Genomic DNA, 18,650 nt, shown 5'->3' with positions numbered 1-18,650 from the left:
GTTCCCCCCAGAACCGTTTCCGTGCGTGAGCAAAGCCTTGCAGGATGCCACTGGGGCGCCGTGCCGCACAAGGGCTTTGCGAGAACGACGAGGCTCTTGCCGGGCCCGAGGCGCACCATGGAGGTGTGGGAGGAGGTACGCACCATGATGGAGATCAAGACGCTGGACAAGCCGGATGAGCGACGGGACTTCCCCGGTGGCCATCTGGAGACCCTGCACCTGACGGGGCTCGACTTCGCCGTCGGCACCTTCGAGCCCGGATGGCGCTGGCGGGAGTCGGTCCGGCCGCTGGCCGGTACCGAGAGCTGCCAGGTCCGCCACACCGGGGTCGTGGTGAAGGGGCGGATGCGGCTGCGCATGGACGACGGCGCCGAGGCCGAGGTGGGGCCCGGCGATGTGTTCGTGATACCGCCCGGCCACGACGCGTGGGTGGTCGGCGACGAGCAGGTGGTGGTGTACGACACCGGCGGTGAGATGGCCGAGGTGTACGCACGCGCGGAGCGGGGCGAATCCTGATCCGACGGGGCACGAGCCCGGTCCGCGGGGTTTCGTCCGGTGGGTGCCGGTTACGCGTAGCAGCCCGGATCCGTCGGCAGGGATGAGATGAGCACCGGCCCCACACCACCGCACAAGGGCGGCCGCCCGGCCAGAGGCGGCGGCAGCGAACGCACCGACCGCATGGTGCGGACGCTGCTCCGCCGCCGCAAGAAGTCGCTCGCCTACGAGGACGTCACCGTCGTCGACCGGCCGCGGCTGCGGCGCGCGGTGACGGCGACCGCGGTCGGCAACACCATGGAGTGGTTCGACTTCGGCGTCTACGCGTACGTCGCGGTCACCCTCGGCAAGGTCTTCTTCCCGTCCAGTTCCCCGGCCGCGCAGGTGGTGTCGACGTTCGCCACCTTCGCGGTCGCCTTTCTGGTGCGTCCGCTCGGCGGGCTGGTCTTCGGGCCGCTGGGGGACCGCATCGGGCGGCGCCGGGTGCTGTCCACCACCATGATCATGATGGCGGTCAGCACCTTCGCGGTGGGGCTGCTGCCCGGCTACGGCTCGATCGGCTTCGCCGCGCCCCTGTTGCTGCTGGCGTGCCGGGTGGTGCAGGGATTCTCGACCGGCGGTGAGTACGCGGGTGCGACCACGTACATCGCGGAGTTCGCGCCCGACCGGCGGCGCGGCTTCCTGGGCAGCTGGCTCGACTTCGGCACGTTCGTCGGCTATTCGCTGGGCTCCGGGCTGGTCACGGTGCTCACCGCCGTGCTCGGGGACGACGGCATGGTGGACTGGGGCTGGCGGATTCCGTTCCTGGTCGCCGGGCCGCTCGGGGTGATCGGGCTGTACATGCGGCTGCGGCTGGAGGAGAGCCCGGCGTTCCAGCAGGAGGCCGAGCGGGCGGCCGCGGCGGCGAAGGCCGCGGCGGCGGGCGGCGGCTCGGCGCCGGTGGAGGAGGCGCGGCAGTCCGGCAAGGGGCGGCTGAAGGAGATCTTCACCCGGCACTGGCAGGCCGTGCTGATCTGCATGGGTCTGGTACTGCTGTACAACGTCACCAACTACATGGTGACGTCCTACCTGCCGACGTACATGACCTCCACGCTCGGCGAGGACGCCACCACCGCCCAGCTGCTGGTGCTCGCCACCATGATGGTCGTGGCGGTGACGATCACCGTGGTCGGGCGGTCCTCCGACCGCTGGGGGCGGCGGCCGATGTTCATGGCCGGGAGCGGGGCCATGATCGTGCTGGCGATCCCGGCGTTCCTGCTGATCCAGATGGGCGGCATCCTGCTGCCCGCGATCGGCTGTCTGGTGCTGGGGCTGCTGCTGGTCACGTTCGCGGGCACGAGCGCCGCGACGCTGCCGGCGCTGTTCCCGACCCGGCTGCGCTACGGCGCGCTGTCGATCTCGTTCAACCTCTCCGTGTCGCTGTTCGGCGGGACGACGCCGCTGATCGCGTCGTCGCTGGTCGAGTCGACGGGCGATCCGCTGGTGCCCGCGTACTACCTGATGGCGGCCGGTGTGGTGGGCCTGGTCTCGGCCCTGTTCCTGTACGAGACGGCCGGGAAGCCGCTGCGCGGCTCGGGCCCGATGGTGGAGACCGAGGAGGAGGCCCGTACCGCGGTGGCGGAGAGCCGCACCGAGGCCGGGCGCAGGGCGCGCGACATCTGGATCAGGGTGCGTCACCCCTGGGGACACCACCAGCAATGAGCCGCGCGCTCCTCAGCCGCGGCCCATCGCACGGGTGATCGTGATCTCGATCAGCACGCGGTGCGGGTTGGGGCGGGGCTCGCGCTCGTAGCGTTCGGCGTAGCGGCGTTCGGCGTCGGCGATCAGCTCGGGTTCGGTGCGTACCCGCGCGATCCCCTCCAGCGTGGCCCACCGCTTGCCCGCCATCTGGCAGACGGCGACCCGCGCGCCGCCTTCGCCCGCCGCCCGGACGTGGGCGACCTTGCGGCTGTGGCCGCTCGCGATGACGCGGGCGAGCCCGGCGTCGGGGTCGTAGGTGACGCCGACCGGGACGACGTGCGGGGTGCCGTCGGGACGGAGGGTGGTGAGGGTGCAGACGTGGCGTTCGCGCCAGAAGGCGAGGTACGCGGGGTCCGGGTTGCGTGGATCGAGGGCCATGGACGGGAACCTATGGCCAGAACGCTGGCGGAGACACAGTTGAGTGGAATAGACTCAACTTTACGCATGTTGTGCAGGGCAGGATTGTGGGCCGCCGCGCGCGATGAGGAGGAGCACAGGACGTGGACGCCGAGCTGACCAACAAGAGCCGGGCGGCGCTGAGCGCAGCCAACGACCGGGCGGTGTCCGCCGGGCACGCCGATCTGACCCCGGCCCATCTGCTGCTCGCCCTGCTCCAGGGGCAGGACAACGAGAACGTGATGGATCTGCTGGTCGCCGTCGACACCGACGCGGCCTTCGTACGGAACGGGGCCGAGCGGCTGCTCGCCGCCCTGCCCAGCGTGCAGGGCTCCACCGTGGCCCCGCCGCAGGCCAGCCGCGACCTTCAGGCCGTCCTCGTGGACGCCGCGCAGCGCGCCAAGGACCTCGGCGACGATTACATCTCCACCGAGCACCTTCTGATCGGCATCGCCGCCAAGGGCGGCCAGGCCGGGGAGCTGCTCGACCAGCAGGGGGCGAGCGCCAAGGCGCTGCTCGCCGCGTTCGAGAAGGCCAGGGGTGGACAGCGGGTGACGACTCCCGATCCGGAGGGCACGTACAAGGCGCTGGAGAAGTTCGGCACGGACTTCACCGCCGCCGCGCGCGAGGGGAAGCTCGACCCGGTCATCGGCCGGGACCAGGAGATCCGGCGCGTGGTGCAGGTGCTCTCGCGGCGCACGAAGAACAACCCGGTGCTGATCGGCGACCCGGGCGTCGGCAAGACCGCCGTGGTGGAGGGGCTCGCCCAGCGCATCGTCAAGGGCGATGTGCCGGAGAGCCTGCGCGACAAGCGGCTGGTCGCGCTCGACCTCGGCGCGATGGTCGCGGGCGCGAAGTACCGCGGCGAGTTCGAGGAGCGGCTGAAGACCGTCCTCGCCGAGATCAAGTCCAGCGACGGCCAGATCATCACCTTCATCGACGAGCTGCACACCGTGGTCGGCGCGGGCGCCGGCGGCGACTCGTCCATGGACGCGGGCAACATGCTCAAGCCGATGCTGGCCCGCGGCGAGCTGCGCATGGTCGGCGCCACCACGCTGGACGAGTACCGCGAGCGGATCGAGAAGGACGCCGCGCTGGAGCGCCGCTTCCAGCAGGTGCTGGTCGCCGAGCCGACCGTCGAGGACACCGTGGCGATCCTGCGCGGGCTCAAGGGCCGGTACGAGGCGCACCACAAGGTGCAGATCGCGGACGGCGCGCTGGTGGCCGCCGCGACCCTCTCCGACCGGTACATCACCTCCCGCTTCCTCCCCGACAAGGCCATCGACCTGGTGGACGAGGCCGCCTCCCGGCTCCGCATGGAGATCGACTCCTCCCCGGTCGAGATCGACGAGCTCCAGCGCTCGGTCGACCGGATGAAGATGGAGGAGATGGCGCTCGCCAAGGAGACCGACGAGGCCAGCAAGCTGCGGCTGGAGAAGCTGCGCCGCGACCTCGCCGACAAGGAGGAGGAGCTGCGGGGCCTCACGGCCCGCTGGGAGAAGGAGAAGCAGGGCCTCAACCGGGTCGGTGAGCTGAAGGAGAAGCTGGACGAGCTGCGCGGCCAGGCCGAGCGCGCCCAGCGCGACGGCGACTTCGGCACCGCCTCCAAGCTGCTGTACGGGGAGATCCCGGCCCTGGAGCGGGAGCTGGCCGAGGCCTCGGAGGCCGAGGAGGAGGTGCAGCGGGAGGACCGCGGCACCATGGTCAAGGAGGAGGTCGGCCCGGACGACGTGGCCGATGTGGTCGCCTCCTGGACCGGCATCCCGGCCGGACGGCTGCTGGAGGGCGAGACCCAGAAGCTGCTGCGCATGGAGGACGAGCTGGGCAAGCGGCTGATCGGCCAGACCGAGGCCGTCCGGGCCGTCTCCGACGCGGTGCGCAGGACCCGGGCCGGGATCGCCGACCCGGACCGGCCGACCGGATCGTTCCTGTTCCTCGGCCCCACCGGCGTCGGCAAGACCGAGCTGGCCAAGGCGCTCGCCGACTTCCTCTTCGACGACGAGCGGGCCATGGTCCGCATCGACATGAGCGAGTACGGCGAGAAGCACAGCGTCGCCCGGCTGGTCGGCGCCCCGCCCGGCTACGTCGGCTACGAGGAGGGCGGCCAGCTCACCGAGGCGGTGCGCCGCCGCCCGTACAGCGTGGTGCTGCTGGACGAGGTGGAGAAGGCCCACCCCGAGGTCTTCGACATCCTGCTCCAGGTGCTGGACGACGGGCGGCTCACCGACGGCCAGGGCCGGACGGTGGACTTCCGCAACACCATCCTGGTCCTCACCTCCAACCTGGGCAGCCAGTACCTGATGGACCCGCTGCTCGGCGAGGAGGAGAAGAAGCAGAGCGTGCTGGAGACGGTGCGCAGTTCCTTCAAGCCGGAGTTCCTGAACCGGCTGGACGACCTGGTGGTCTTCTCCGCGCTCAGCCAGGACGAGCTGGCCCGCATCGCCGAGCTCCAGATCGCGGCGCTCGCCCGGCGCCTCGCCGAGCGGCGGCTGTCCCTGGAGGTCACGCCCGAGGCGCTGGCCTGGCTCGCCGAGGAGGGCAACGACCCGGCGTACGGGGCGCGCCCGCTGCGCCGCCTGGTGCAGACCGCGATCGGCGACCGGCTGGCCCGGGAGATCCTCTCCGGCGAGGTGCGGGACGGCGACACGGTCCGCGTCGACCGGGTCGGGGACGGCCTTCTGGTGGGCCCGGCGCGGTGAGCCGCCCGGCTCTGTCTTGATCGCGCAAAGGCCGGGCCGGGGTTGCACGGCGGGGGCCGATGTGAGGGAGGATGGCGGTATCCATACGAAGGGAAATCCACGGTGAGCATCGACCCGTCCTCGATTCCGAATTTCGGGGGCCAGCCCGAGCCCGAACCGGCGGGTCCGAGCGGCCCCGTGCTGCCCGACCAGGACCTGGTCAAGCAGCTGCTGGAGCAGATGGAGCTGAAGTACGTCGTCGACGAGGAGGGAGACCTCGCGGCGCCGTGGGAGCAGTTCCGCACCTACTTCATGTTCCGTGGTGAGGAGGAGCAGCAGGTCTTCTCCGTCCGGACGTTCTACGACCGGCCGCATGGCATCGAAGTGAAGCCGCAGCTGCTCGAGGTGATCGACGACTGGAACCGCCGCACCCTGTGGCCCAAGGTCTACAGCCACACCAATGACGACGGCACGGTCCGGTTGATCGGTGAAGCGCAGATGCTGATCGGCACCGGCGTCAGCCTGGAGCACTTCGTATCCAGCACGGTCAGCTGGGTACGGGCTTCGATCGAGTTCGACCGCTGGCTGGTCGAACAGCTCGGCCTGGAGACCGACATCGAGTCCGGCGACGACGAGAAGCCGGGCGACGACGAGGCCTGAGCACAAGCGGAGATCACGAGCCCGGTCGACGTGCCGCCCCTGAGGGCGACGGCGCGGGGCCGGGCTCGTGCCATCTCCCGGGTCGTCAGGGCGCCAGGCTCTTCAGCCGGGCCGCCGCGTCCTTCAGGACGTCCTCGCGCTTGCAGAAGGCGAAGCGCACGAAGGGCGCGCCCTGGGCTTGGTGGTCGTAGAAGACGGCGTTCGGGACGGCCACGATGCCGCAGCGCTCGGGCAGGGAGCGGCAGAAGGCGAAGCCGTCGCTCTCGCCGAGGGGGCGGATGTCGGTGGTGATGAAGTACGTGCCCGAGGGCCGGAAGACCGTGAAGCCCGCGTCGGAGAGGCCGTCGGCCAGCAGGTCGCGCTTGGTGCGCAGATCCTCGCGGAGGGTGTCGAAGTAGGCGCCCGGCAGGCGGAGGGCCTCGGCGACCGCGTACTGGAACGGGCCCGCGGAGACGTAGGTCAGGTACTGCTTGGCGGAGCGGACGGCGGTGATCAGCTCCGGGGTGGCGGTGATCCACCCGACCTTCCAGCCGGTGTACGAGAACGTCTTGCCCGCGCTGCTGATCGTGACGGTGCGCTCGCGCATCCCGGGGAAGCCCGCGAGCGGGGTGTGGGCGTCGCCGAAGACGAGGTGTTCGTAGACCTCGTCCGTGATCACCAGCAGATCGCGCTCGACGGCGAGGGCGGCGACGGCGGCCAGCTCGTCGTGGGTGAGGACGGTGCCGGTGGGGTTGTGCGGGGTGTTGAGCAGGATGAGGCGGGTGCGGTCGGTGACCGCGGCGCGCAGCTCGTCCAGGTCGAGGCGGAAGGCGCCCTCGTGCGGGCGGAGGGTGACCGGGACGCGGGTGCCGCCCGCCATCGCGATGCACGCCGCGTACGAGTCGTAGTACGGCTCCAGCGCGATCACCTCGTCGCCCGGCTCCAGCAGGGCCAGCAGCGAGGCGGCGATGGCCTCGGTGGCGCCCGCGGTGACCAGCACCTCGGTGTCGGGGTCGTAGGTCAGGCCGTAGAAGCGCCCCTGGTGCTCGGCGACGGCGGTGCGCAGCTCGGGGATGCCGGGCCCGGGCGGGTACTGGTTGCCGCGGCCGTCGCGCAGGGCGCGCACCGCGGCCTCGCGCACCTCTTCGGGGCCGTCGGTGTCGGGAAAGCCCTGGCCCAGGTTGATGGCACCGGTGCGCACGGCGAGGGCGGACATCTCGGCGAAGATCGTCGTGCCGAATGCGGCCAGCCGGCGGTTGAGCAGCGGTCGTCCCATGGGCCCATCCTCCGTCGAACCTCTGGACTTCCTCAACTCGGCTTTTGCGGGGGAGCAAGCCGGGCAGGAGCCGGACAGACACGACAGAGCGGTACCTCGCTACGGGGGCTCGCTACGGGGGATGGGAAGGAGTGAGGACCCATGGGTTTTGTCATCGTGTTCGTCGTCGTGGTCTTCGCGGTCGCGGCGGTCGCGGCGCTGAGCGCCGGTAAGGCCAGGAAGCGGTACGGCGGTCGCCGGGGGGCGTACGGGGCCGGGTCGTCCGGCGGAGCGGCCGGCGGTGGCTGGTGGCTCGGCAGTGGCGGTTCGAGCGGCGGCGGCTGCGGCGGTGGCGGAGGCCACCACGGCGGCAGCAGTTGCGGTGGCAGCAGCGGCTGCGGCGGCGGAGGGGGCTGCGGCGGCGGTGGCGGTGGCGGCGGCGGTGGCTGCGGGGGAGGCGCCTGAGCCGCCTGAGCCGCCCACCGGGGGAACCCGCCCGAGAATGCGCCCGGCGCGCCAACGTGCGCCGGGCGCACGTGTGTTGAACACTTGAACTGGGGACCGCCCTAGGGGGTGGAAACCCGGCGAAGGTGGGTAAAAACGATGTGGCGCCGACCATTTCATGATTCCGTATACCACCGCCCTACGGACCCCACGTGGGCACGAGCCGGCGTATCCGCATACCCCTGGACCACCGCGGGGCGAGCCGGTCCACCTTTCCCCTGCGTGCTTGCGGAGCCGACCCATGCTCACGACCCTCAAGACTGCCTACACCGACACCCGCGCCGACGACCTGGCCTGGTCCCTGGGGCGGGAACCGCTTCCGGCCCTGGCCGTGCTCGACCTCCGACTTCACGGTTTCGCAGTGCAGTTGAGGCTTCTCGGGGCCTCGCACCAGGTCCTCCTCGAAGCGGAGGACGGGCGCTGTTCGGAGACCGTGGCCTGTATATCCGGCAGCAGCACCCCGCTTCCGCTGGGGGTTTCCACCCTCGTCGACGGCCGTGAGTACGAATTCGCGGCGCGCGTCGAGGAGTTGTCGCAGGGCGCGTTCGCCGGGCGGGCCCAGGAGTTACTCGCCCTGGTCGCCGACCATCCGCACGGCCTGGCCGGGACGTTCCCCGGCAGCCCGCACGCGTTCACCGCGCTGCTCGCGCAGTGGAACGAGGGCACGGTGGGGTGGCGTACCTGGCACGCCTACCCGCAGGAGGGGCGGTTGGTGACCACCCGTACCTGTCTGGGGGTGGCGTCCATGCCGATGTCGCTGCGTCCTCCCGCCGATCCGGTGTCCTCCCGCTGAAATCTGGTGTGCGGATGATGCGGTGTACGGATGAGCGGCCGTCAGTGCACCCTTGTGGGTGACCAGGTGTGGGTGATTTGTAACGTAGCGTTCCGTTCGTGACCGAATCCCCGAAGCCCGCGCCGGAGCCCGAGAGTCCGGTGCGGCTGCCCGTGCGGGCCGGGTTCGGCCGCTTCCTCATCCTCGTCACCGTCTTCGTCTGCGCCGCCTGCGGACTGGTCTACGAACTCGAACTCGTCGCCCTCGCCTCGTACTTGGTGGGCGACTCGGTCACCCAGGCGTCCGTCGTCCTGTCGGTGATGGTCTTCGCCATGGGCGTCGGCTCCCTGCTCGCCAAGTGGCTGCGCCGCCGCGCCGCGGTCGGCTTCGGCGCCGTCGAGGCGGTGCTCGCGCTCCTCGGCGGCTGCTCGGCGATGGCCCTGTACGCGTCCTTCGCGTGGTGCGGGCAGTCGCGCCCCGCGCTGGTCGGCTTCTCGTTCGCGATCGGCGTGCTCATCGGCGCCGAGGTGCCGCTGCTGATGACGCTCATCCAGCGGGTGCGGCGGCAGGACCCGGGCGGCGCGGTCGCCGATCTGTTCGCCGCCGACTATGTGGGCGCGCTGGTCGGCGGGCTCGCCTTCCCGTTCCTGCTGCTGCCCGCGTTCGGCCAGCTGACCGGCGCCCTGGTGACCGGCGCGGTCAACGCGGTCGCGGGCGGGGCGCTGGTGCTGTGGCTGTTCCGCCGCGATCTGAGCGCACGGTCCCGGTGGGCGCTGATCGTCACCGACGCCCTGGTGCTCGCCCTGCTGGCCGCGGGCGCCGTCCTCACCCCCTCCTTCGAACGCGCCGCCCGGCAGGCCGTGTACGGGCCGGAGGTGCGCGTCGCCGTGCGCACCGGGGTCCAGGAGGTGGTGCTCACCGGCGGCCGGACCCGCGGGCGCCCGCTGTCGCTGTTCCTCGACGGGCGGCTCCAGGTCAGCGGGCACGACGAGCTGCGCTACCACGAGGCGCTGATCCACCCCGCGATGGCGGCCGGACCGCACCGCCGGGTCCTGGTGCTGGGCGGCGGCGACGGGCTCGCGGCCCGCGAGGTGCTGCGGTACGGCGGGGTCCGGTCGGTGACCGTCGTCGAGCGCGACCCCGGGGTGGTGCGGCTCGCCCGCCGCGACCCCGCGCTCTCCGCCCTCAACGCGGGCGCCTACCGCGATCCGCGGGTGCGGGTGGTCACCGCGGACGCCTTCGACTGGCTGCGGCGCAGCGCGGCGTACGACGTCGTGGTGTGCGATCTGCCCGAACCCGATCTCACCCCGAGCACCAAGCTGTACTCCCAGGAGTTCTACGGCCTGGCGGAACGGGTGCTGGCCCCCGGCGGCCGGCTCGCCGTGCACGCGGGGGAGGCGGGCCCGCGGCCCCGCGCGTACTGGACGGTGGACGCGACGATGCGATCGGTGGGGCTGCACACGGTGCCGTACGTGGTGACGGTGCCCCCGGCGCCCGGCGGGCCCACGACCGACGGACCGACGGGGGACGGACCGCGCGACTGGGGGTTCCTGCTCGCGGCCCGCGACCCGGTCCGGCTGGGCCTCGCCCCCCACGGCCCCCGCCCGCGCTCGCTCACCCCGGCCGGCCTGGACGCGGCGCGGCGCGCGGCGGAACGGAGCCGGGAACCGCGTCTGCCACCGTCGACCCTGATGCACCCGCGCTACGCGGACTGATACCTCGGGGGCGAAAGTTGCGTGGGAACGGGTCTCAGCGAACGCGCGATGGGTAGTGTCTTGAGCTATGGAGCATGAGGTGTTCGTTCCGTTTCCCGTCGACACCGTCCGGCAGGCGCTCTCGGAGCCCGACCGCATCGCCCGTTGCGTCCCCGGGCTCCAGCAGGATGCCGATGAGGACGCGGGTCCGCTCGCCGGGCGGCTGCGGCTGCGCATCGGCGGATCCACCATCACCTACCGCGGCTCGCTGCGCCTCACCGAGCGCGGCGGCGGCGTGGAGGTCGAGGGCGAGGGCACCGAGGCGCGGGGCGGCGGCTCGGTGAAGCTCGCGCTGACCCTGACGCCGCGGGCCGTGGAGGGCGGCGGTACGGGGCTGCTCTGCTCCGGCACCGTGCGCAGCGAGGGGCGGCTGGCCGAGTTCGACGCGCACGCGACCGAGACGGTGGCCCGCCGGCTGCTGGACCGCTTCGGGTCGGCGCTGGCGTCCGGTCTCGAGGCGGCCCCGATCAGCCCGCCCGCCGAGCACGACCCGCTCACCGAGGCGGACCTGCCGCTGCGCGCCGAGGACGCCGCTCGGACCGAGGCCGCCGAGGAGGCCGAGGACGTCGACGTGGACGACATCGGCGACCTCGACGACGTGGACCAGGTGGAGGACGTCGGCGCCCTCGCCGAGCTGGGCGGGCTCGACGAGGACGAGCCGCCGGCCGAGGCCGCGCACGCCCGCCGCACCATGATCGGCCGCTCGACCGAGGAGGTCGACCACGCCCCGCCCCGCGGCCGCTACGCCCCCGTACCGGCGCCCGAGGCCGGATCCACCGGTGCCACGCTGCGCTGGGCCGCGCCCGCCGCGGCCGTGGTGATCGCGTCGGCCGTCGTGGTCGGACGGCGCGTCCTGCGCCGCCGCCGATAAGCCGCCGGTGAGCCCTGGTGAGCTGGTGATTGCTCGCCGCCGCTGAGCGGCTGCGCATAGGGTCGGGGCGTGACCGAAGAGACAACGGAGACCAAGGGCGTCCGGCTGACCGCCGGGGACGCCGAGCTGACCGTTTCGCCCGAGAACGGCTGCCGCATCGGCTCGCTGCGCATCGGTGGCACGGAGCTGCTGCGGCAGGGCCCGCGGTACGGGTCCTTCCCGATGGTGCCCTGGTGCGGCCGGGTCGAGCTGGGGCGGTTCCGCGACGGCGGCCGGAGCCATCAGCTGCCCGTCAACTCCCCGCCGCACGCGATCCACGGCACCGGCCGGGACCTCGCCTGGCGCACGGTCCGCACCGGGCCGGACAGCGCGGCCTTCACCTATGACCTCGCCGACCCCTGGCCGTACGAGGGCCGGGTCACCCAGAGCTTCGAGCTGGCCGCGGACGCGCTGACCGTCACCATGAGCGTGGAGACGGAGGGCGACTCCTTCCCGGCGCAGGCCGGGTGGCACCCGTGGTTCCTGCGCAACCTGGGCGAGGGCGGCGCCGACGCCGAGCTGTCCTTCGCCGCGGAGTGGCAGGAGGAGCGCGGCGAGAACCACCTCCCCACCGGCCACCGCATCCCGCCGCGCCCCGGCCCGTGGGACGACTGCTTCGGCATGCCGGACGGCGTGGACGTCACGCTGACCTGGCCGGAGCGGCTGGAACTCAAGGTCACCAGCCGCAGCGCATGGGTCGTGGTCTACGACGAGCAGGCGGAGGCGGTGTGCGTCGAGCCGCAGTCCGGGCCGCCGAACGGTCTGAACACCCTTCCCCGCCTGGTCACGCCCATCGACCCGCTGGAGATCTCCATGACGTGGAGCTGGCGCGACCTGAGGTAGGGGGCTCGTGGGGGCCCGTGGGGGCGGGTACGGACACCGCCTAAGCTCATGCGCATGAGCGAAGCGCGTGACGCCCTGCTACAGCAGATCAAGGACAAGGCCGTGGTCCACGGCAAGGTGACCCTCTCCTCCGGCAAGGAGGCCGATTACTACATCGACCTGCGCCGGATCACCCTGGACGCCGAGGCCGCGCCCCTGGTCGGGCAGGTCATGCTCGACGCCACGGCCGACCTGGACTTCGACGCGGTGGGCGGCCTGACCCTGGGCGCCGACCCGGTGGCCACGTCCATGCTGCACGCGGCCGCCGCGCGGGGCCGCAGGCTCGACGCCTTCGTCGTCCGCAAGGCGCAGAAGACCCACGGTCTCCAGCGGCGGATCGAGGGCCCGGACATCACGGGCCGGCGGGTGCTGGTGGTCGAGGACACCTCCACCACCGGCGGCTCGCCGCTGACCGCCGTCGAGGCGGCGCGTGAGGCGGGCGCCGAGGTCGTCGCGGTCGCCACGATCGTCGAGCGCGGGGCCGCGCCCGCGATCGCGGACGCCGGGCTGCGTTACGTACCGGCGTACTCGCTCGCCGACCTCGGCCTGAGCTGACCCGAGCTGACCTGGGGTAATCGCGTGGGTGGTTTCACGTGAAACCACCCACCCCCGTCCGTGTGGTCCCCGCGTGCGCCGTGTGGAGCAATCGGCGGAGTCTGGGAAGATGGCCACGACGATGACGTCGCCGCAGGACTCCCCCTAGGTCAGGGCCAAGAACCTCACCCGCACATCACAAGGAGCGGACAGATGCCCATCGCATCCCCTGAGATCTACAACGAGATGCTCGACCGGGCGAAGGCAGGCAAGTTCGCCTACCCGGCGATCAACGTGACCTCGACGCAGACGCTGCACGCCGCGCTGCGGGGCTTCGCCGAAGCGGAGAGCGACGGCATCGTCCAGATCTCCACCGGTGGTGCCGAGTTCCTGGGTGGCCAGTACAGCAAGGACATGGTGTCCGGCGCGGTCGCGCTCGCCGAGTTCGCGCACGTCGTCGCCAAGAAGTACCCGGTCAACATCGCGCTGCACACCGACCACTGCCCGAAGGACAAGCTGGACGGCTATGTGCGTCCGCTGCTCGCGGTCTCCCAGGAGCGCGTCGCGAGCGGCCAGAACCCGCTGTTCCAGTCCCACATGTGGGACGGCTCCGCCGAGACGCTGGACGACAACCTGCGCATCGCGCAGGAGCTGCTGGCCGAGGCGGTCAAGGCCAAGATCATCCTCGAGGTCGAGATCACCCCGACCGGCGGCGAGGAGGACGGCGTCTCGCACGAGATCAACGACGAGCTGTACACGACCGTCGCGGACGTCGAGCGCACGGCCGAGGCGCTGGGCCTGGGCGAGAAGGGCCGCTACCTGCTGGCCGCCTCCTTCGGCAACGTCCACGGCGTCTACAAGCCGGGCAACGTCGTGCTGCGCCCTGAGCTGCTGCGCCAGCTCCAGGACGGCATCGCCGCGAAGTCCGGCAAGACCGACCCGTTCGATTTCGTCTTCCACGGCGGCTCCGGCTCCACGGAGCAGGAGATCCTCACGGCGCTGGAGAACGGCGTGGTGAAGATGAACCTCGACACCGACACCCAGTACGCCTTCACCCGGCCGATCGCGGACCACATGTTCCGCAACTACGACGGCGTGCTGAAGGTCGACGGCGAGGTCGGCAACAAGAAGACCTACGACCCGCGCAGCTGGGGCAAGGTCGCCGAGAAGAGCATGGCCGAGCGGGTCACGCAGGCCTGCGCGAACCTGCGCTCCACCGGCACCAAGCTGAAGTAACCGGCGCCGTTCCGGGCCCGGGCCCCGCCGTCGCGGCGGGCCCCGGGCCGCGCCTTTTCCGGGGCCGCGCCCGCGGGCTGGCCTCTCGCGGGCGACACGGGGATGATCCAGGTATGGGCGATAGCGCACCCGCCACCGCGGTGCGGCTCTCCAGTGCCTCCGGGCGGTGGGTCGTGCTCACCACCGTGCTGGGCTCCGCGATGGCGCTCCTCGACAGCACCGTCGTCAACGTGGCCCTGCCCCGCATCGGCCTCGACCTCGGCGCCGATCTCGCCGTCCTCCAGTGGACCGTCAACGCCTACCTGCTCACCCTCGCCGGGCTCATCCTCCTCGGCGGGGCGCTCGGCGACCGCTTCGGGCGGCGCCGGGTGTTCATCGTCGGCGTCGTGTGGTTCGCGCTCGCGTCCCTGCTGTGCGGGATGGCGCCGAACGCCGGGATGCTCATCGGTGCCCGCGCGCTCCAGGGCATCGGCGGGGCGCTGCTCACCCCCGGCTCGCTGGCGCTGATCCAGTCGGTCATCCACCCCGACGACCGGGCCCGGGCGGTCGGGCTGTGGTCCGGGTTCGGCGGGGTGGGGGCGGCGATCGGGCCGTTCCTCGGGGGCTGGCTGGTCGACGGTCCGGGCTGGCGCTGGGTGTTCTTCCTCAATGTGCCGCTGGCGGCGGTGTGCGTACCGGTCGCGCTGCGGCACGTACCGGAGTCCCGGGATCCGCGGGCGCACGGCCGGTTCGACGTCCTGGGCGCGGTGCTCGGCGCGCTCGCGCTCGGCCTGGTGACGTACGCGCTGATCGCCGCGCCGCAGCGGGGCGCGTCGCTCTCCGTGGTGCTGCCCGCCGTGGCCGGGCTGCTGGCGGGGGTGGCCTTCGTGTACGCGGAGCGGGTCCGCCCCGAGCCGATGCTGCCACTCTCCCTGTTCTCGTCGCGCCAGTTCACCGCCGTGAACGCGGTGACGCTGTGCGTGTACGCGGCCTTCGGCGGCTTCTTCTTCCTGGTCGTGCTGAACCTCCAGGTGGTCGTCGGCTACTCCGCGCTGGTCGCCGGGACCGCGCTGCTGCCGACGACCCTGCTGATGCTGCTGCTGTCGGCCCGCTCCGGTGAGCTGGGCAAACGCATCGGCCCGCGGATCCCGCTGACCGTCGGCCCGCTGCTGTGCGCGGCCGGGATGCTGCTGATGACCCGGGCCGGGGTGGGGGCCGTCTACTGGCGGGACGTGCTGCCCGCGCTGGTGGTGATGGGGCTGGGCATGGTGGTGCTCGTCGCCCCGCTCACCGCGACCGTCCTGGCCTCGGTGGACGTCGGACGGGCGGGCCTGGCCAGCGGCATCAACAACGCGGCGGCGCGGGCGGCGGGCCTGGTCGCGGTGGCGGCGCTGCCGCTGCTGGCGGGCATGGGCTCGGAGGCGTACCGGTCGGCGGACCTGTTCTCGGAGTCCTTCCGGCGGGCGATGCCGATCTGCGCGGGGGTGCTGGTGGTGGGCGCGCTCATCGCCTGGCGGGCGGTACGGGCGGACGCGCTGGAGCGGGCCGGGGGAGCGGAGCCCGCAGAGGAGGTTGAGGAGGGGGCGCGGGCGGCGGAGGAGCGCCCCTGCCGTCCCGAGTGCGCGTACCACTGCGGGGTGGGCGCCCCGCCCCTGGACCCGGGGGAGCGGCCCCGTCGCCGCGCCGGTCCCGGCAGTCCCGGCGGTCCACCCGCCTGACCTGCCACGGCCCGGCGGGGGCGGCCGGGACCGGGTGTGGGGCGGCGGGCGGGGCGGGTGGTCCGGCAGACTGGAACCCATGGCCATTCACGAGAACCTGCTCGGGGGACCGCCCCCGACCCATCTGCCCGACGACCCCGAGCCCCGGGAACTGCTCGCGTCCGGCGCGGCTCCCTCCGAGGTCGCCGCGAAGTACCCGGCCTCCTCGCTCGCCTGGGCCCAGCTCGCGGACGAGGCGTTCGAGAACGGCCGGGTGGTCGAGTCGTACGCGTACGCCCGCACCGGCTACCACCGCGGACTGGACGCGCTGCGGCGCAGCGGCTGGAAGGGTCACGGACCCGTGCCCTTCGAGCACGAGCCCAACCGCGGCTTCCTGCGCGCCCTGCACGCGCTCGCCCGCGCCGCGCAGTCCATCGGTGAGCAGGAGGAGTACGAGCGCTGCTCGACGTTCCTGCGCGACAGCTCCCCGACCGCGGCGGACACGCTCTCCTGACCTGGTGCGAGGCGTGGGCCTGCCGGGGCGATTCGCACCGGCAGGCCCGTTTCGCGCCGTCGTGAACGTGCCGCACGCACTTGCGGGCGGCGCGCGCGGCACGCATGATGCGGGCAGGGACCACAGGTGTGGCCCCTGAGGGGACCGGGGCTCCGAGACCGAAGGGATGGGGCGGACCGCTACCCGGTAGCGCGTATTCAGGAGATGCGATGTCGCAGCAGCCTGCCCCGAAATCCGCCCCCGCGCCCGAGGGAGCCGTCCCGTCCGACGGCGAACCGGAAGCACCCCATCTGGACTTCCAGGGCACGACCCCGTACGAGGACTACGTCCGGGCGTCCGTCCTCACCCACCTCCAGCACCCGCTCTCCGACGACCCCGGCGAGATGGTCTTCCTGGTGACCACCCAGGTCATGGAGCTGTGGTTCACCGTCATCGTCCACGAGTGGCACACCGCCGCGCAGGCGCTGCGCGAGGACGACGTGCCCACCGCGCTGGAGGCGCTGCGGCGCTCCACGTATGAGCTGGAGTCGCTGAACGCGTCCTGGAAGCCGCTCGCGCACCTCACGCCCGGCCAGTTCAACGCGTACCGCTCCGCACTCGGCGACGGCTCCGGCTTCCAGTCCGCGATGTACCGGCGGCTGGAGTTCCTGCTCGGCGAGAAGTCGGCGTCCATGCTGGTCCCGCACCGGGGCGCGCCGCGCGAGTACGCGGAGCTGGAGAAGGCGCTGACCGAACCCAGCCTCTACGACGAGGTGCTGCGCTTCCTGGCCCGCCGCGGCCACGCCGTACCCGCCACCGTGCTGGACCGCGACCCGGCCCGCCGGTACGAACCGGACCCCGCGGTGGAGCGGGTGTGGCAGGAGATCTACTCCGGCCCGCGCGAGGACGAGCTGATCCGGCTCGGCGAGGCGCTGACCGAGGTCGCCGAGCTGGTGTGGCGCTGGCGCAACGACCATCTGGTGGCCACCCGGCGGGCGATGGGCGCCAAGACCGGAACGGGTGGCTCCGCCGGGGTCGCCTGGCTGGAGAAGCGCGCCACGAAGAACGTCTTCCCCGAGCTGTGGACGGCCCGTAGCCATGTCTGACGCGACGATCTCCACGGACGCCTCGGACCTGACCGACGAGGCCGCCGCGCTCGACGCGGCCGACGAACTCCGCGCCAAGCGCGACGCCTTCACCCTCGAAGACGAGACGGGCGCCGACACCGTCTACCTCGACGGCAACTCGCTCGGCGCGCTGCCCCGCGCCGTCCCCGCCCGGCTGGCCGACGTCGTGGCCCGCGAATGGGGACAGCTGCGCATCCGCTCCTGGGAGGAGAGCGGCTGGTGGACCGCCCCCGAGCGGATCGGCGACCGCGTGGGGCGGATCGTCGGCGCCGCCCCGGGACAGGTGGTGGTCGGCGACTCGACCAGCGTGAACGTCTTCAAGGCGGTCGTCGCCGCGGTACGCATCGCCCAGGAGCGCGGCGCCCACCGCGACCAGATCGTGGTGGACGAGGCCACCTTCCCCACCGACGGCTACATCGCCGAGTCCGCCGCCCGCATGACCGGCTGCACCGTCCGGGCCGTGGCGGCGGGCGACGTGCCGACCGCGGTCGGGCCGCGCACCGCCGTCGCGCTCGTCAACCACGTCGACTACCGGACCGGCCGACTCCATGACCTGCCCGGTACGACGGCCGCCGTGCACGCGGCCGGGGCCCTCGCCGTATGGGACCTGTGCCACAGCGCGGGCGCGCTCCCGGTGGGGCTCGACGCCCACGGGGTCGACCTCGCCGTCGGCTGTACGTACAAGTACCTCAACGGCGGGCCCGGTGCGCCCGCCTACCTGTACGTGGCGCGGGAGCACCAGCCGCGCTTCGACTCCCCGCTGCCCGGCTGGAACTCCCACGCCGACCCCTTCGGCATGGACACCGCGTACACCCCCGCCGACGGCGCGGTGCGCGGCCGCGTCGGCACTCCCGACATCCTCTCCATGCTGGCGCTGGAAGCCGCGCTGGAGGTGTGGGACGACGTCCCGATCGAGGCCGTACGGGCGAAGAGCCTGGCCCTGACGGACTTCTTCCTGCGGTGCGTCGAGCGGTACGTACCGGCCGGGCGCGTCCGGTCCGTCACCCCGGCCGCCCACGCGGAACGCGGCAGCCAGGTCGCGCTGCGCTGCGCGGACGCGGGCCCGGCGATGGCCGAACTGGTCCGCCGCGGCGTGGTCGGCGACTTCCGCCGCCCCGACGTGCTGCGCTTCGGCTTCACCCCGCTGTACACCGGCTTCGCCGAGGTGGAACGGGCGGCGCGGGTGCTGGCCGACGTGCTGGACGAGGTGGGCTGACCGATGCCACGCGACGCGGCCGCCGAGGAGGCGTCCCTGTTCGGCCACGCCCCGGTGGCGCCGGACGCGACGGCCGCGTACGGCGAACACCCGGACCAGGTGGTGGACTTCCACCTCCCCCACGACCCGGCGGCCCCCGCCCCGCTGGTGATCCTCTTCCACGGAGGCGCCTGGCGCGCCCCCTACGACCGCCACCACCTCTCCCCCTTCGCCGCCCACCTGGCGGAACGCGGCCTCGCGGTGGCCCTGCCGGAATACCGCCGCGGCCCGGCCGCGGACGGCGATGCCGAGGCTGCGCCCCTCGGGCGGCACGACGCCGAAGGCGCCGGCCAGGGCCCGCAGG

Annotated in this window: 17 protein-coding genes and 1 pseudogene; 16 read left to right on the top strand and 2 right to left on the bottom strand. The window is 72.7% G+C overall.

Annotation, left to right across the window (positions count from 1 at the left end):
* Positions 1 to 144: 144 nt before the first annotated feature.
* On the top strand, positions 145 to 516 hold the full coding sequence (locus EEJ42_RS21045) for a cupin domain-containing protein (RefSeq protein ID WP_123101813.1): 372 nt from the start codon (positions 145 to 147) through the stop codon (positions 514 to 516).
* 162 nt (positions 517 to 678) lie between these two features.
* Positions 679 to 2,196 (top strand): glycine betaine/L-proline transporter ProP, encoded by a 1,518-nt coding sequence (gene proP / locus EEJ42_RS21040; protein WP_221179395.1) that lies wholly within the window; start codon positions 679 to 681, stop codon positions 2,194 to 2,196.
* Between the two features lie 12 nt (positions 2,197 to 2,208).
* Here proP and EEJ42_RS21035 read toward each other — a convergent pair whose 3' ends face one another.
* Positions 2,209 to 2,613, bottom strand: a complete 405-nt coding sequence (locus EEJ42_RS21035) for a pyridoxamine 5'-phosphate oxidase family protein (protein ID WP_123101783.1) — start codon at positions 2,611 to 2,613, stop codon at positions 2,209 to 2,211.
* Between the two features lie 122 nt (positions 2,614 to 2,735).
* On the opposite strand from EEJ42_RS21035, the gene clpB reads away from it, so the two are divergent.
* Together clpB and EEJ42_RS21025 are read left to right on the top strand one after the other, a co-directional pair.
* Complete coding sequence (gene clpB / locus EEJ42_RS21030; protein WP_123101781.1) at positions 2,736 to 5,330, top strand: ATP-dependent chaperone ClpB; 2,595 nt, start codon at positions 2,736 to 2,738, stop codon at positions 5,328 to 5,330.
* A gap of 102 nt (positions 5,331 to 5,432) precedes the next feature.
* Entirely contained in the window at positions 5,433 to 5,969 is a 537-nt protein-coding gene (locus tag EEJ42_RS21025) for a type III secretion system chaperone family protein (RefSeq protein WP_123101779.1), read from the top strand.
* Positions 5,970 to 6,054: 85 nt separating this feature from the next.
* Here the strand turns inward: EEJ42_RS21025 and EEJ42_RS21020 are convergent, their stop codons facing one another.
* A complete protein-coding gene (locus tag EEJ42_RS21020) occupies positions 6,055 to 7,224 on the bottom strand; it encodes a pyridoxal phosphate-dependent aminotransferase (protein ID WP_123101777.1) in 1,170 nt (389 codons plus the stop codon).
* 141 nt (positions 7,225 to 7,365) lie between these two features.
* On the opposite strand from EEJ42_RS21020, the gene EEJ42_RS51015 reads away from it, so the two are divergent.
* The 12 genes and pseudogenes from EEJ42_RS51015 to EEJ42_RS20960 form a co-directional block, all read left to right on the top strand.
* Positions 7,366 to 7,668, top strand: coding sequence for a hypothetical protein (locus EEJ42_RS51015; protein WP_184503184.1), 303 nt, complete (start codon positions 7,366 to 7,368; stop codon positions 7,666 to 7,668).
* Between the two features lie 280 nt (positions 7,669 to 7,948).
* Positions 7,949 to 8,500, top strand: a complete 552-nt coding sequence (locus EEJ42_RS21010) for a DUF2617 family protein (RefSeq protein ID WP_123101773.1) — start codon at positions 7,949 to 7,951, stop codon at positions 8,498 to 8,500.
* Between the two features lie 98 nt (positions 8,501 to 8,598).
* Positions 8,599 to 10,194, top strand: a complete 1,596-nt coding sequence (locus tag EEJ42_RS21005; RefSeq protein ID WP_246097093.1) for a polyamine aminopropyltransferase — start codon at positions 8,599 to 8,601, stop codon at positions 10,192 to 10,194.
* Positions 10,195 to 10,261: 67 nt separating this feature from the next.
* Positions 10,262 to 11,104 (top strand): SRPBCC domain-containing protein, encoded by an 843-nt coding sequence (locus EEJ42_RS21000; RefSeq protein ID WP_123101771.1) that lies wholly within the window; start codon positions 10,262 to 10,264, stop codon positions 11,102 to 11,104.
* 69 nt (positions 11,105 to 11,173) lie between these two features.
* Positions 11,174 to 11,986, top strand: coding sequence for an aldose epimerase family protein (locus tag EEJ42_RS20995; protein WP_123101769.1), 813 nt, complete (start codon positions 11,174 to 11,176; stop codon positions 11,984 to 11,986).
* A 48-nt stretch (positions 11,987 to 12,034) separates the two neighbouring features.
* Positions 12,035 to 12,580 carry an orotate phosphoribosyltransferase gene (pyrE, locus tag EEJ42_RS20990; RefSeq protein ID WP_009716253.1) on the top strand — a complete coding sequence of 182 codons (546 nt, stop codon included), beginning with the start codon at positions 12,035 to 12,037 and terminating at the stop codon, positions 12,578 to 12,580.
* Positions 12,581 to 12,772: 192 nt separating this feature from the next.
* Positions 12,773 to 13,795 (top strand): class II fructose-bisphosphate aldolase, encoded by a 1,023-nt coding sequence (gene fbaA / locus EEJ42_RS20985; RefSeq protein WP_123101767.1) that lies wholly within the window; start codon positions 12,773 to 12,775, stop codon positions 13,793 to 13,795.
* Positions 13,796 to 13,908: 113 nt separating this feature from the next.
* A complete protein-coding gene (locus EEJ42_RS20980; RefSeq protein WP_123101765.1) occupies positions 13,909 to 15,492 on the top strand; it encodes a DHA2 family efflux MFS transporter permease subunit in 1,584 nt (527 codons plus the stop codon).
* A 79-nt stretch (positions 15,493 to 15,571) separates the two neighbouring features.
* Positions 15,572 to 15,985, top strand: a complete 414-nt coding sequence (locus EEJ42_RS20975) for a DUF3151 domain-containing protein (protein WP_063735524.1) — start codon at positions 15,572 to 15,574, stop codon at positions 15,983 to 15,985.
* A 209-nt stretch (positions 15,986 to 16,194) separates the two neighbouring features.
* On the top strand, positions 16,195 to 17,070 hold the full coding sequence (locus EEJ42_RS20970) for a tryptophan 2,3-dioxygenase family protein (protein WP_246097092.1): 876 nt from the start codon (positions 16,195 to 16,197) through the stop codon (positions 17,068 to 17,070).
* The gene (kynU, locus tag EEJ42_RS20965; protein ID WP_123101763.1) at positions 17,063 to 18,307 is read left to right on the top strand and encodes a kynureninase; all 1,245 of its coding nucleotides are present in this window, start codon (positions 17,063 to 17,065) and stop codon (positions 18,305 to 18,307) included. Before EEJ42_RS20970 ends, kynU begins: the two co-directional genes overlap by 8 nt.
* Positions 18,308 to 18,310: 3 nt before the next feature.
* Positions 18,311 to 18,650: pseudogene (locus tag EEJ42_RS20960) on the top strand (alpha/beta hydrolase); the annotation flags it as partial.

This window comes from Streptomyces botrytidirepellens (assembly GCF_003721215.1).
Classification (GTDB): Bacteria; Actinomycetota; Actinomycetes; order Streptomycetales; family Streptomycetaceae; genus Streptomyces; species Streptomyces himastatinicus.
This window is presented reverse-complemented; position numbering and strand designations above follow the sequence as displayed.